This is a genomic window from Sandaracinobacter neustonicus (assembly GCF_006385875.1).
Classification (GTDB): Bacteria; Pseudomonadota; Alphaproteobacteria; order Sphingomonadales; family Sphingomonadaceae; genus Sandaracinobacteroides; species Sandaracinobacteroides neustonicus.
The window spans coordinates 211083-225245 of the sequence record NZ_VFSU01000011.1 but is presented as its reverse complement, the minus strand read 5'-3'; the positions used below and the strand labels follow the sequence as shown (position 1 = coordinate 225245).

The 14163-nt window shown below is 65.0% G+C and carries 13 protein-coding genes; 6 read left to right on the top strand and 7 right to left on the bottom strand.

Features of this window, described 5'->3' with window-relative positions:
• Positions 1-82: 82 nt before the first annotated feature.
• From glmU to FJQ54_RS02600, 5 genes are all read left to right on the top strand, one after another.
• Positions 83-1438, top strand: a complete 1356-nt coding sequence (glmU, locus tag FJQ54_RS02620; RefSeq protein WP_140926839.1) for a bifunctional UDP-N-acetylglucosamine diphosphorylase/glucosamine-1-phosphate N-acetyltransferase GlmU — start codon at positions 83-85, stop codon at positions 1436-1438.
• A 4-nt stretch (positions 1439-1442) separates the two neighbouring features.
• Positions 1443-3266, top strand: coding sequence for a glutamine--fructose-6-phosphate transaminase (isomerizing) (gene glmS / locus FJQ54_RS02615; RefSeq protein WP_140926837.1), 1824 nt, complete (start codon positions 1443-1445; stop codon positions 3264-3266).
• A 63-nt stretch (positions 3267-3329) separates the two neighbouring features.
• Complete coding sequence (gorA, locus tag FJQ54_RS02610) at positions 3330-4670, top strand: glutathione-disulfide reductase (RefSeq protein ID WP_140926835.1); 1341 nt, start codon at positions 3330-3332, stop codon at positions 4668-4670.
• A complete protein-coding gene (locus FJQ54_RS02605; RefSeq protein WP_140926833.1) occupies positions 4667-6040 on the top strand; it encodes a class II 3-deoxy-7-phosphoheptulonate synthase in 1374 nt (457 codons plus the stop codon). Before gorA ends, FJQ54_RS02605 begins: the two co-directional genes overlap by 4 nt.
• A gap of 53 nt (positions 6041-6093) precedes the next feature.
• Complete coding sequence (locus FJQ54_RS02600; RefSeq protein ID WP_140926831.1) at positions 6094-7473, top strand: cytochrome P450; 1380 nt, start codon at positions 6094-6096, stop codon at positions 7471-7473.
• Here FJQ54_RS02600 and tgt read toward each other — a convergent pair.
• The 6 genes from tgt to FJQ54_RS02570 are packed head-to-tail and all read right to left on the bottom strand — an operon-like array spanning position 7454 to position 12025.
• Complete coding sequence (gene tgt, locus FJQ54_RS02595; protein ID WP_140926829.1) at positions 7454-8566, bottom strand: tRNA guanosine(34) transglycosylase Tgt; 1113 nt, start codon at positions 8564-8566, stop codon at positions 7454-7456. The genes FJQ54_RS02600 and tgt overlap by 20 nt on opposite strands.
• Before the next feature lie 13 nt (positions 8567-8579).
• On the bottom strand, positions 8580-9590 hold the full coding sequence (queA, locus tag FJQ54_RS02590) for a tRNA preQ1(34) S-adenosylmethionine ribosyltransferase-isomerase QueA (protein WP_140926827.1): 1011 nt from the start codon (positions 9588-9590) through the stop codon (positions 8580-8582).
• Positions 9591-9599: 9 nt separating this feature from the next.
• Positions 9600-10328 (bottom strand): peptidylprolyl isomerase, encoded by a 729-nt coding sequence (locus tag FJQ54_RS02585; RefSeq protein ID WP_140926825.1) that lies wholly within the window; start codon positions 10326-10328, stop codon positions 9600-9602.
• A 50-nt stretch (positions 10329-10378) separates the two neighbouring features.
• Positions 10379-10873 (bottom strand): pantetheine-phosphate adenylyltransferase, encoded by a 495-nt coding sequence (gene coaD, locus FJQ54_RS02580; protein WP_140926823.1) that lies wholly within the window; start codon positions 10871-10873, stop codon positions 10379-10381.
• The gene (locus FJQ54_RS02575) at positions 10873-11769 is read right to left on the bottom strand and encodes a polyprenyl synthetase family protein (protein WP_140926821.1); all 897 of its coding nucleotides are present in this window, start codon (positions 11767-11769) and stop codon (positions 10873-10875) included. The genes coaD and FJQ54_RS02575 overlap by 1 nt, the downstream gene beginning before the upstream one ends.
• Positions 11770-11782: 13 nt before the next feature.
• On the bottom strand, positions 11783-12025 hold the full coding sequence (locus FJQ54_RS02570) for an exodeoxyribonuclease VII small subunit (protein WP_140926819.1): 243 nt from the start codon (positions 12023-12025) through the stop codon (positions 11783-11785).
• Between the two features lie 108 nt (positions 12026-12133).
• Between FJQ54_RS02570 and FJQ54_RS02565 the strand changes: the two genes are divergently transcribed.
• Positions 12134-13447: an amidohydrolase gene (locus FJQ54_RS02565; RefSeq protein WP_140926817.1), complete on the top strand. Its 1314-nt coding sequence runs from the start codon at positions 12134-12136 to the stop codon at positions 13445-13447.
• Between the two features lie 70 nt (positions 13448-13517).
• Here the strand turns inward: FJQ54_RS02565 and FJQ54_RS02560 are convergent, their stop codons facing one another.
• Positions 13518-14015 (bottom strand): PEPxxWA-CTERM sorting domain-containing protein, encoded by a 498-nt coding sequence (locus tag FJQ54_RS02560; protein ID WP_140926815.1) that lies wholly within the window; start codon positions 14013-14015, stop codon positions 13518-13520.
• Between the last annotated feature and the right edge of the window lie 148 nt (positions 14016-14163).

The window sequence follows — 14163 nt, the reverse complement described above, 5'->3', positions numbered from 1 at the left end:
CCTGCCCTAGCGGCGCACGCCGCAATGGCAAAGCCGGGCTGGATGCTTTTCTTGTAAGCCGCGCTGTGGCAGGGCGCTCGCCATGGCACCTGTTCCCGCCCGGCCCGTCGCCGCCATCATCCTTGCCGCCGGCAAGGGCACGCGCATGAAATCCGATCTGCACAAGGTGCTGCACCCGCTGGGCGGGCGGCCGATGCTGATGCATCTGCTGGCCAGCCTGACCGCGCTCGCGCCGGAGCGGCAGGTGGTCGTGGTGGGCGACAAGGCCGAACAGCTGCGCGCCGCACTGACAGGCTCTGACGTCCAACTGGCCGTGCAGGAGCCGCAGCTGGGCACCGGCCATGCCGTTCTGCAGGCCGAAGCCGCGCTGGCGGGCTTCGATGGCGTGGCGCTGATCCTGTTCGGCGATGTGCCGCTGGTGTCGGGCGCGACCATGGCGCGGCTGGTGCAGGCCGTGGCAGATGGCGCGGAGATCGCCGTGCTGGGGTTCCGCCCCGCCGTGCCGGGCGCTTATGGCCGGGTGATCGCCGATGCAGACGGTCGCATCCGGAAAATGGTGGAGGCGAAAGACGCGACGCCGGAGGAACTGGCCGTGCCGCTGTGCAACGCCGGGCTGATGGCGGTCGACTCCGCCCGCCTGTTCGGCCTGCTGAAGCAGGTGGGCAACGCCAATGCGGCGGGCGAATATTATCTGCCGGACATCGTGATGCTGGCGACTGCGGCAGGCGGGGACTGCCGGGTGCTGGAAGCGCCTCCGGGCGAAGTGCTGGGCGTGAACAGCCGGGGTGAACTGGCGGAGGCCGAAGCGCTGTTCCAGCAGCGCCGCCGCGCAGACCTGATGGCCGCTGGCGTGACGCTGACCGCGCCGGAAACCGTGTTCCTCAGCTTCGACACGCTGATCGGCCGCGATACGCTGGTGGAGCCGAACGTGGTGTTCGCCCCCGGCGTGGAGGTGGCGGCGGGCGCAACCATCCGCGCCTTCAGCCATCTGGAAGGCGCGCGCGTGGCGACTGGCTGCGAAGTCGGCCCCTATGCCCGGCTGCGGCCCGGCACCGTGCTGGAAACGGGCGCGAAGGTGGGCAATTTCGTGGAGACGAAAAAAGCCGTGCTGGGTCCGGGGGCCAAGGCCAACCACCTCAGCTATCTGGGCGACGCGACCGTCGGCGCGAAGGCGAACATCGGCGCGGGCACCATCACCTGCAATTATGACGGCTTCGGCAAATATCAGACGGTGATCGGCGAAGGTGCGTTCATCGGCTCCAATTCGGCACTGGTCGCGCCGGTGACGATCGGCGACGGCGCAATCGTCGGCGCGGGCAGCACGCTCACGCAGGATGTCGCGGCGGATGCGCTGGCGCTGGTGCGGCCACCGCAGGTTTCAAAGGCTGGCTGGGCTGCGCGCTTCCGCGCGGCGGCGCTGGCACGGAAGGGCAAGTAAGCGAATGTGCGGGATTGTCGGGATTCTCGGGGCCGCGCCGGTTGCAGGCGAACTGCTCGACGGGCTGAAGCGGCTGGAATATCGCGGCTATGATTCGGCCGGCATCTGCACCGTGGTGGATGGCCAGTTCCACCGCCGCCGGGCTGAAGGCAAGCTGAAGAACCTCGCGGCGCGGCTGGCGGAAGATCCCTTGCCCGGCACATCCGGCATCGCCCACACCCGCTGGGCCACGCATGGTGCGCCAACGGAAGACAATGCGCACCCGCATATCGTGGGCGACGTGGCGGTGGTTCACAACGGAATCATCGAGAATTTCAAACCGTTGCGAGACGAACTTCAAGCGGAAGGTCGCAAGTTCCTCTCCCAGACGGACACCGAAGTCGTCGGCCATCTGGTCGCGCGGGAACTGGAATCGGGCAAATCCCCGCAAGAGGCCGTGGCCGCCGTGCTGCCGCGCCTGCACGGGGCTTTCGCGCTGGCGCTGCTGTTCCGCCACGATCCCGATCTGCTAATCGGCGCGCGCCTCGGCGCGCCGCTGACGGTGGGCTATGGCGAGGGCGAGAATTACCTCGGCTCAGACGCGCTGGCGCTGGCCGGGCTGACCCAGCGCATCGCCTATCTGGAAGAAGGCGATTGGGTCATGGTGCGGCGCGCCAGCGTCGACATCTTCGATCGGCTGAATCGGCCGGTGACGCGCCCGGTGGTGCAATCCGGTGTCTCCGCGACGATCACCGAGCGCGGCAATTACCGCCACTTCATGCAGAAAGAGATTCACGAGCAGCCGCTGGTGGTCGCGCAGACGCTGCAATCCTATCTGAAGCCGCTGGCGGGCGAAGTGGCGCTGCCCATTCCGGATTTCGATTTCTCCGGCGTGAAGCGCGTGCAGATCGTCGCCTGCGGCACCAGCTATTACGCCGGGATGGTCGCCAGCTATTGGCTGGAGCAGTTCGCGCGGATTCCGGTTGAAATCGATTTTGCCTCCGAATTCCGTTATCGCGAACCGGTTCTGGAGGACGGCGGGCTGGCGCTGTTTATCAGCCAGTCCGGCGAAACGGCGGACACGCTGGCGGCGCTGCGCCACGCGCGCGCTGAAGGGCAGAAGATCGCCGCCGTGGTGAACGTGCCCACCAGTTCCATGGCGCGCGAAGCGGACCTGCTGCTGCCCACCCACGCGGGCACTGAGATCGGCGTCGCCTCCACCAAAGCCTTCACCTGCCAGCTGGCGGTGCTGGCGGCGCTCGCCGCCAATCTGGCGCGGGTGCGCGGCAAGCTAAGCGCGGAAGCCGAGCGCGAGATCGTGAGCCATCTGGCCGAAGCGCCCGCCGCGATGAACGCCGCGCTGAACCATGACGAAGCCGTGCAGGCCATCGCCCCGCTCGTCGCGAAAGCGCGGGACGTGCTGTATTTGGGGCGCGGGCCAGATTTCGCCATGGCGCTGGAAGGCGCGCTGAAGCTGAAGGAAATCAGCTACATCCACGCCGAAGGTTATGCAGCGGGTGAAATGAAGCATGGCCCCATCGCGCTCATCGACGAGCATGTGCCGGTGATCGTGCTGGCCCCTTCCGGCCCCTATTTCGAAAAGACCGTCTCCAACATGCAGGAGGTGATGGCGCGCGGCGGCAAGGTGATTCTGATTTCCGACGCCGCGGGCGTCGCCGCCGCAGGCGACGGCTGCCTCGCCACGTTGGAGCTGCCGGTGGTGCACCCGCTGATCGCGCCGCTGGTCTATGCCATCCCCATTCAGCTGCTCGCCTATCATGTGGCGGTGCTGAAGGGCACGGACGTCGATCAGCCGCGCAACCTCGCCAAATCCGTGACGGTTGAGTAACTCTTTCACACTGAGCAATTCAGCTTGTTGGCGCTCTGCCCCGAACGGGCTTAAGGGGGCGGCATGAGCTTCGACTATGATTATTTCGTGATCGGTGCCGGCTCCGGCGGCGTGCGGTCCTCCCGCATCGCCTCCGGCCATGGCGCGAAGGTGGCCATCGCCGAGGAATATCGCGTGGGCGGCACCTGCGTGATCCGCGGCTGCGTGCCCAAGAAGCTGCTGGTGATCGGCGCGCATTTCGCGGAAGATCTGGAAGACGCCCGCCGCTACGGCTGGGAGATCGAGGGCAAGCGCTTCGACTGGCCGACGCTCCGCGACAATGTGCTGGCCGATGTGGACCGGCTGAACCGCGCCTATCAATCCACGCTGGATACGCACAAGGTCGAGACCTTCCACAGCCGCGCCACCCTGATCGGCCCGAACCGCGTGGCGGTGGATGGCCGCGAGGTGACTGCGAAGCATGTGCTGATCGCCACCGGCGCGCGGCCGCAGCTTCCCGACATCCCCGGTGCGGAGCTGGGCATCACCTCCAACGAGGTGTTTCATCTGGACAGCCTGCCCAAGCGGGCGGTGATCGTGGGCGGCGGCTATATCGCCAATGAATTCGCCGGAATCCTGCACGAACTGGGCGTGGACGTGACGCTGGTGGTGCGCTCCGGCAAGCTGCTGCGCGGCTGGGACGAAAGCCTGTCTGACCGGCTGCTGACCATTTCCACCCAGAAGGGAATCGATTTCCGTTTCAACAGCGTGCCAGCGAAAGTGGAGAAGCTGGAGAGCGGCGCGCTCGCCATTTCCTGCGAGAATGGCCGGGTGCTGGAAACGGACCTGCTGATCTGGGCCATCGGCCGGGTGCCGAACAGCGAGGGGCTGGGGCTGGAGCAGCTGGGCATCGAGCTGAAGCCCAATGGCGCGATTCCGGTGGACGCAAACAGCCACACCAGCCTGCCATGGCTGCACGCCGTGGGCGATGTGACCGACCGGCTGCAACTGACGCCGATTGCCATCCGCGAAGGCCATGCGCTGGCCGACGGGCTGTTCGGCGGGAAGAATTGGACGGTGGACCATGACTGCGTGCCCTCCGCCGTGTTCAGCCACCCGCCGCTGGCCAGCGTGGGGCTGACGGAAAGCCAGGCCCGCAACAAGCTGGGATCGGTGAAAATCTTCACAAGTGATTTCAGACCGATGAAGAGCGTTCTTGCAGAACGGAATGAGCGCTGCCTGTACAAGCTGGTGGTGGATGAAACCACAGATAAGCTGGTGGGCGCGCACATGATCGGGCCGGATTCGCCCGAGATTTTGCAGGCGCTGGCCATTGCGGTAAAGGCGGGGCTGACGAAGGCCCAGCTCGATCAGACGGTCGCGCTGCATCCTTCCATGGCTGAAGAACTGGTGTTGATGCGATGAGCAAGACGAAGTGGACCCCGGAAAGCTGGCGCAAGGCCGAAGGCAAGCAGATGCCGCTGTGGCCGGATGCCGCCAAGGCAAACGCCGTGGAAGCGGAAATGCGCAGCTATCCGCCGCTGGTGTTCGCGGGCGAAACCCGGCTGCTGAAAGATCGGCTGGCCGATGTGGTGGATGGCCGCGCCTTCCTGCTGCAAGGCGGCGACTGCGCCGAAAGCTTCGCCGAATTCCACCCCAACAACATCCGCGACACCTTCCGGGTGCTGCTGCAGATGGCCGTGACGCTGACGTTCGCCAGCCATATGCCGGTGGTGAAGGTGGGGCGTATGGCCGGGCAGTTCGCCAAGCCGCGCTCGTCTGACATCGAGGAAATCGGCGGTGTCGCCCTGCCCTCTTACCGGGGCGACATCGTGAATGACATCGCGTTCGAGGAAGCCTCGCGCATCCCCGATCCGGATCGGCAGAAGCGCGCCTATATGCAGGCGGCTTCCACGCTGAACCTGCTGCGCGCGTTCGCGACCGGCGGCTATGCCAACCTGCATCAGGTGCATAAGTGGAACCTCGATTTCGTCTCGCGTTCGCCCTGGGCGGAGCGTTATTCCGAAGTCGCCAGCCGCATCGGCGAGGCGCTGGCCTTCATGGAGGCTTGCGGCATTTCGCCGGATACTGTGCCGCAACTGAAGGGCACGGAATTCTACACCAGCCACGAAGCGCTGTTGCTGGGCTATGAGGAAGCCATGACGCGGCAGGACAGCCTGACCGGCAATTGGGTGGACACTTCCGCGCATATGCTGTGGATCGGTGACCGCACCCGCTTCGAAGGCTCTGCCCACATCGAATTCCTGCGCGGCGTCATCAATCCGCTGGGGCTGAAGGTCGGCCCCTCGATGAAGCCGGACGAGCTGATCCGGGTGATCGACACGTTGAACCCCGCGAACGAGGCCGGGCGGCTGACACTGATCTCCCGCTTCGGCGCGGACAAGGCAGAGGCGCATCTGCCCGCGCTCATCCGCGCGGTGAAGCGCGAAGGCCGCCATGTGATCTGGAGCTGCGACCCGATGCACGGCAACACGGTGAAGGCGGCTTCGGGCTATAAAACCCGCCCGTTCGACCGCATCCTTGCTGAAGTGCGGCAGGTGTTCGGCGTGCACCGGGCAGAGGGCAGCTATATGGGCGGCATCCATATCGAGATGACGGGCCAGAATGTGACGGAATGCACCGGCGGTGCCATTGCCGTGACGGACGAAGGCCTCGCGGATCGCTATCACACCCATTGCGATCCGCGCCTGAACGCCGGGCAGTCGCTGGAACTGGCCTTTTTGCTCGCCGAGGAACTGGCTGCAAACCGCAAGGGCCTGCCAAAAGCGGCGTGATTGTATTGGGCGCGTTATACGTATAGTCTCTCCGCATAATTCGGGGAGAGACTATGAACGCGCCTGTAAATCCGAAAGACCTGTATCCGGCTGACCTCAGGGTTCAGGAGTATGAGGATCTGGTGCATGTGCCGGGGCCGCCGCCCGCCACGTTCCGCACATGGAAGACCATCAAGTTCCTCGCCGATCCGCGCGGCACTATCGAGGGGCTTGCGAACGAATATGGTCCGGTGTTCCGGCGGCAGGATTATATGGGTTGGGGCGTCACACTGCTGGGGCCGGACGCCAACGAACTGGTTCTGTTCAACCGCGACAAGATTTTCTCCAACAAGCTCGGCTGGGATCCGGTGCTGGAACTGCTGTTCCCCAACGGCCTGATGCTGATGGATTTCGAGCCGCACCGGCAGGATCGCAAGACGCTGTCCGTCGCCTTCAAGCCCGCGCCGATGAAGGCCTATCTGAACGGCCTGAACGAGGGGATCGACCGGCGCATCGGCCAGTGGAGCAAAACCGACAGCTTCAAATTCTATCCCGCAATCAAGGATCTGACGCTGGATCTGGCCGCCGGCTCCTTCCTCGGCCTGCCGTGGGGGCCGGAAGCACAGCAGATCAACAAGGCCTTCACCGATATGGTGCAGGCGTCCGTCGCCATCGTGCGGCGGCCGCTGCCCTTCACCCAGATGCGGCGCGGCGTGCAGGGCCGGGCCTTCATGTGCGAATTCTTCGCGCGGGAGATTCCCAACCGGCGTGGCAAGGAAGGCGACGATTTCTTCTCCCAATTCTGCAACGCCCGCGACGAGAATGGCGATCTGCTGGGCGACGAAGCCATCATCGATCATATGAACTTCCTGATGATGGCCGCGCATGACACGCTGACATCATCCATGACGTCGCTTGTCTATTTCCTGGGCCTCTATCCCGAATGGCAGGAGAAACTGCGCGAGGAAGTGGATGGCGTGCGCGCGAGGCATGGCGACACCCTGCCCTATGAAGCGTTGGGCGAACTGGAATTGGTGGAGATGGCGTTCAAGGAAGCGCTGCGGCTGCTGCCGCCGGTGCCGATGATGCCGCGCCGGGCGCTGAAGGATTTCGAATTCGGCGGCTACAGGATTCCTGCCGGGTCGGGCGTCGGCATCAACACGCTCTATACCCACCATATGGAAGAGCATTGGCCCGAGCCGGAAAAGTTCGATCCACTGCGCTTCACCACCCAGCTTTCGGCCAACCGGCACAAATATGCGTGGGTGCCGTTCGGCGGCGGCGCGCACATGTGCCTTGGCCTGCACTTCGCTTATATGCAGGCCAAGGCCTTCTTCTTCCGGCTGCTATCTGAACGGCGGATCGTGCTGCCGGAAGGCTATGAGGGCAAATTCTGGATGATTCCGATGCCGCGCCCGAAGGACGGCCTGCCCGTCAGGCTGCTGCCGCGCTGAGCCGATCCAGCCGGGTTTTGGCAAAGGCCTGAACCCGGCCTTCGGCAATCGCCTCACGCAGGCCCTGCATCAGCTGCTGGTAATGCCAGATGTTGTGCTGGGTCAGCAGCATCGGCCCGAGCATCTCCTCCGTCTTGAACAGATGGTGCAGATAGGCGCGGCTGTAATGCGCGCAGGTGGGGCATGGGCATTCCGCGTCCAGCGGGCCCGCGTCTTCCGCGTGGCGGGCGTTCCTGAGGTTCAGCGTCCCATCCATCACGAACGCCTGCGCGGTGCGGCCGGATCGCGTGGGCATCACGCAATCGAACATGTCCACCCCGCGCAGCACCGCGCCGATGATGTCGGACGGGCGGCCGACGCCCATCAGGTAACGCGGCTTTTCCGTGGGCAGCAGCTCCGGCGCAGTGTCCAACGCCTCGAACATGGCCTCCTGCCCTTCGCCCACAGCAAGGCCGCCAATGGCATAGCCTTCGAAGCCGATCTCGATCAGCTTTTCCGCCGATTCCCGGCGCAGGTCCGGGTAAAGGCTGCCCTGCTGGATACCGAACAAGGCGGGCGCAGGATTCGCTTCAAACGCCTCGCGAGACCGCTTCGCCCAGCGCATCGACATCCGCATGGAGCGCGCCGCTTCCTCATGCGTGGCGGGGTGCTTGGTGCATTCATCAAACGCCATCACGATGTCCGATCCCAGCAGCCGCTGAATCTCGATGGAGCGTTCAGGCGAGACGAAATGTTTCGAGCCATCCACATGGCTCTGAAAACTCACGCCCTCCTCGGTGATCTTCACCAGCGCGCCGAGGCTCATTACCTGAAAGCCGCCGCTGTCCGTCAGGATCGGCTTCTCCCAGTTCATAAAATGGTGCAGCCCGCCCAGCCGCGCCATCCGTTCCGCGCCGGGGCGCAGCATCAGATGATAGGTGTTGCCAAGGATGATATCCGCCCCGGCGGCGCGCACGGCTTCCGGGTGCATCCCCTTCACCGTGGCGGCGGTGCCCACCGGCATGAAGGCAGGCGTGCGGATCGTGCCGCGATCCGTTTCGATCAGCCCGGTGCGGGCGCGGCCGTCTGTGGCGTGGATTTGAAAGTTGAACATCGCGCGGCAGCGCTTAGGGCAGCAGCAGCGAGGAGTCACCATAGCTGTAGAAGCGATAGCCCTGCTGGATGGCGTGGGCATAGGCCGCCTGCATCCGTTCCAGCCCCATCAGCGCGCTGACCAGCATGAAGAGCGTGCTTTTGGGCAGGTGGAAGTTCGTCATCAGCCCGTCGATGGCGCGGAAGCGGTAGCCGGGCGTGATGAAGATGTCCGTGGTGCCCGTGAACGGCTCCAGCGCGGAGGATTCGAGCAGGCGCAGAGAGGTGGTGCCCACCGGGATGATACGCCGCCCTTCGGCCTTAGCCACCTTCAGCCGGGCGGACACATCGGCAGGCACATGGCCCCATTCGCTGTGCATGCGATGGTCCGCCGTGTCGTCCGCCTTCACCGGCAGGAAGGTGCCCGCGCCCACATGCAGCGTCACCGTCTCCCGCGTGATGCCGCGCGCGTCCAGCGCGGCCAGCAGCTCGGGCGTGAAGTGCAGCGCGGCGGTGGGGGCCGCCACCGCGCCATTGTGGCGGGCGAAGATCGTCTGGTAATCGCGGGCGTCGGCCTCGTCGATGCCGCGCTTGCGGGCGATATAGGGCGGCAGCGGCATCTGCCCGGCGCGCTCCAGCGCGACTTCCAGCGGCTCGCTGCTTTCGAAGCGCCAGTGGATTTCGCCGCCCTCCCCCTTGGACAGCACGATCCCGTCCAGATCGAGGCCGAACGTCACCCGGTCTCCGGGCTTCAGCCGCCGGGAATTGCGCACGAATGACAACCACTCATACGGCCCCAGCCGCATGTGCAGCGTGACGTCGATGCTGGCGTCCCCCTTGCGTCCCGAAAGCTGGGCCGGAATCACCCGGGTGTCGTTCGTCACCAGCACATCGCCCGGCGAGAGCAACGTCGGCAAATCGCGGACGATATGATCAGACAGACCCTGCGGCGACACCCGCAGCAGCCGCGCCGAATCGCGCGGGGCGGCGGGGCGCAGGGCGATGCGGTCTTCCGGAAGGTTGAAGTCGAAATCGGCGACGCGCATCGGCGCGGCCTACTTCTTCGGCGGCTGGTTCTTAGGTGGCTGATTATTCGCCGGCTGGGCCTGCTGCATCAGCTTGGCGGCTTCCTCCGCGACCGGGTCCGCGCCGGCCTTGGGGGCCGGGAAGGCGGGCGGGGCCTTATTGTCTGCGGCTATGGAGGCTTGCAGGATGCGCGACGGGTTGGCGGGCGGCTCGCCGCGTTCGATGGCGTCCACCCATTGCATGCCGGAAAACACCCGGCCGAACACGGTGTAGGTGCGGTCCAGCCTCAGCAGCGGCTGGAACATGATGAAGAACTGGCTGTTGGCGCTGTTCGGATCCTGCGTGCGCGCCATGGAAACCGCGCCGCGCACATGCGGCAGATCGTTGAACTCGGCCTTCAGGTCCGGCAGGTCGGAACCGCCCTCCCCCGTGCCCTTCGGGTCACCGGTTTGCGCCATGAAGCCGTCGATCACGCGGTGAAAGACGATGCCGTCGTAAAAGCCGCGCCGCACCAGCGTCTTGATCCGCTCCACATGGTTTGGCGCAGCCTGCGGGCGCAGCAGGATCGCCACCCGGCCGCCGGTGGAGAGATCCAGATAGAGGATATTTTCCGGGTCCAGCAGCGGCGGCTGCGACGTGGCCACGATGGTGGCGGGGGCTACTCCGCTATCCGCCTTGGGCGCGGATTCCTGCGGCAACTGGGCAAGGGCCGGGGATGCGAAGGCCAGCGCAGCGGCGGCAAGGAACAGGCGGATCATGGGTTGCGCTTCTCGCGAGCAAAGGATTGCGGCAGGCTGAACGACAACACTCAACCCCTGCCCTTGTTGGCGGCGATGCGCGCCGTCACTTCGGCGGCAATCGCCGGGGAGACGAACTTGTCGATCGTCCCGCCATAGCTGGCGATTTCCTTCACCAGCCGGGAGGCGATGGGCTGCAACGCCACGTCCGCCATCAGGAACACGGTTTCGATCTCCGCGTTCAGCTGCTGGTTCATGCCCGCCATCTGGAATTCATACTCGAAATCCGCGACCGCGCGCAGCCCGCGCACGATCATCGAGGCGCCCTGCGCTTCGGCGAAGTGCATCAGCAGCGCATCGAACGAGACCACATCCACATTGCCGATCCCAGCGGTTTCACGGCGCACATGCGCCACCCGCTCGTCCAGCGTGAACAGCGGCGATTTGGATGGGTTGGTGGCGACGCCGATGATCAGCTTGTCCACCAGCTTCGCGCCGCGGGCGATGATATCCATATGCCCCAGCGTGATGGGGTCGAAGGTGCCGGGATAAACGCCGATCCGCATCAGCGGTCCCTTTCGATGGCAAAGCGGGCGATGGCGCGAAGCAGATCTGCTTCCGGCCCGAAGCCCTGCAAATGGTCTATGGCCTGATCGATCAGCATCGCCGCCTGCCTGCGGGCGCGCTCCACCCCCAGCAGGGAGACGAAGGTGGATTTGCCGCGCCCTTCATCCTTGCGCAGCGCTTTGCCGGCAGTTTCGGCGTCGCCCTCCACGTCCAGCAGATCGTCTGCAATCTGGAACGCCAGCCCCAGATCGCGCGCATAGCCTTTCAGCTTCAGCCGGGTCTGCGGACCCACCTTGCCCATGATCGCGCCGGATTCCACCGCGAAGCCGATCAGCGCGCCGGTTTTCAGCTGTTGCAGACGGGTGGTGGTGGGCAGATCGAAGGTGGTATGCTCCGCCTCCAGATCCATCATCTGCCCGCCCGCCATGCCTGCCGGGCCGGAGGCGCGGGCCAGTTCCAGCACCAGTTCGGATCGCACGAACGGGTCTTCATGGGTGGCGTCATCCGCCAGCACTTCGAAGGCGACGGCGAACAGGCTGTCGCCCGTGAGAACGGCGATGGCTTCGTCCCACACCTTGTGCACGGTGGGCTTGCCCCGGCGCAGGTCGTCATCGTCCATGCAGGGCAGATCGTCATGGACGAGGCTGTAGACATGCACCAGCTCGATGGCGAGCGCAACGCGCAGCGCCCGTTCGCGATCGACGTTGAACAGGTCGCACGCCGCCACCACAAGCAGCGGCCGCATCCGCTTGCCGCCGCCGATCACGGCATAGCGCATCGCCTCGTACAGGCGACGGCGCGGGTCTTCAGGAAGCGGGAACAGCCGGTCAAAGCGGGCGTCGACGGCCTCGCTGATGGCTTCCAGCGCGGGTTTCAGGTGCAGGCTTGCTTGCATGGGCGTGGCCAACCTAGCTGGCAAAGGGAGCTTCGCCCACCGGGCGGCCCTCTGCATCGAGCTGGAGTTGGGCGATGCGGGCTTCAGCGGCGGACAGCCGGGCCTCGCAATGGGCTTTCAGCGCCTGCGCTTCCTCGTACAGGCCAATGGCGGCTTCCAGCGGAGCATCGCCGGATTCCAGCTGCTTCACGATGGACTCCAGGCGCTGCAACGCCGCTTCGAAACTGAGCGTGGAAATGTCGGTCGCTGATGCCATGATCTCTCCAGTCAGGGCCTTTGGACGGCGGCGGTTGGCCGGTCAAGCCGATTGACGCGCTTGCCCCCGCCGCCCTAGCGTTGCCGCCCCACAGACAGGAGCCTTCGATTGCGCCAACTGACTCTCGCCGCACTGCTTCTCGCCGCGCCCGCTTCGGCCGCAGTGCCCGTTTCCGCCGTCAACACGCAGGCCGATGCGGTGGAAGCGAAGGTGATCGACTGGCGACGGGATATCCACCAGCACCCCGAACTGGGCAACCGCGAGGTGCGCACCGCCGCGCTGGTGGCCAAGCATCTGCGCGCGCTGGGGTATGAGGTGCGCGAGAAGGTAGGCGTGACGGGCGTCGTCGGCATCCTGAAGGGCGGCAAGCCCGGCGGCGTGGTGGCGCTCAGGGCGGATATGGATGCCCTGCCGGTGAAGGAAGCGACCGGCCTGCCCTTCGCTTCGCAGGCGACCGGCACCTACAATGGCGCGACCGTGCCGGTGGCCCATGCCTGCGGGCATGACGCGCATGTCGCCATGCTGATGGGCGCGGCGGAAGTTCTGGCGAAGCTGAAGGCGGATATTCCGGGCACCGTGGTGCTGGTGTTCCAGCCCGCCGAGGAAGGCCCCCCGGCCGGAGAAGCGGGCGGTGCCTCACTGATGCTGAAAGAGGGCGTTTTCAACGCTCCCAAGCCGCAGGCGATTTTCGGCCTGCATGTGTGGCCGGGCGTGGCGGGCTCGCTGTCATGGCGGCCGGGCGCGATGATGGCCGAGGCAGACACCGTGCACATCACCCTGAAGGGCGTGCAAACGCATGGCGCGGTGCCGTGGCGCGGCACCGATCTGATCGGGCAGGTGGCAACAACCGTGCACGAGGTGAACCGGCTGGTGACGCGAACCATCGATCCGACACAGACACCCACCATCCTGACGATGTCAGCCATCAACGCCGGGCTGCGGCACAACATCATCCCCGACAAGGCCGAGATTTTCGGCACCATGCGCAGCTTCGACCTCGCCCGGCGCGACCAGTTGAAAGAGCAGCTGGAGAAAATGGTGAAGGGAATCGCCGCCGTCTACGGCACCGAGGCGACCGTGGACATCAGCAGCGCCGGTGCGCTGACCTACAACGAACCCGCGCTCGCCACTTGGCTTAGCGGGCCGCTGGCCGAGGCGACCGGCAGCGTTGACCAGATCCACCCCGATGCACCACCGGTGACGGTTTCGGAAGACGTCAGCCTGTTCATGAACAAGGTGGGCGGGGTCTATTATTTCCTTGGCATCAGCCCCGATGGTGTAGCGGCAGGCGAAACACCGCCGAACCACAGCCCCTTCTTCACGGTGAACGAAAAGGCGCTGAAAACCGGCGTGAAGGCGCATGTGCTGAGCGCCATTCGCTTCCTTGAGCAGCAGCCAAAGCGCGAACGGCCTGCCAGCTGACAGAGTCAGGGCCAGAGCGGCTGAACGCCGCTCCGGCCCCGATCAGGTCAGTCAGATCAGATTGCCCGGATCAGGCAGCGACGACGTTACGGCGGCGACGCGCGGATGCGCCGACCATGCCGAAACCGAAAATCATCATCGCCCAGGTGGCCGCTTCCGGCACGCCGCCCGTCATTTCGGTGATGCTGATTGTGCTCAGCTGGGTGAGTGCGACGACGCCACCGCCGGGATTGTCGATGCTGTTGGTGATGCCCGAGCCACCATAATCATAAAGATTATACGACACGCCGCCGGCGTCGAAGGAAATGCCGCCGAGCGTGAAATAGGGGGCTGCGGCAAGCAGGGTCTGGTTGGCGCCGGCATAGCTGCTGAGGCCGGTGATCGCGTTGCCGTTCAGCAGGCCGTCGATCCCCACGACAGTGGTGGGCGCAGCATCCAGCGTGTGGAACTGCCCGCTACCCGTGTAGCCCGGAGCGGTGAAGTTGAACAAATAGGTTGCGGACATCGCCGGAGTGGCCATCGCCACCGCCATGCCAACCATCACCGCGCGTGCAGACGTCATTTTCATTTTTTGCGACCCTTGTGCCTTGTTTTTGTTATGTGGCTTGTTCTCGTTGTTGTCGGCACATTGGAACAATCGGGACGCAAAATCGATTCCAAATAATCGATTTAAATCAATGATATAACAGTGATTAACAATGAACTGGCTGAGAATT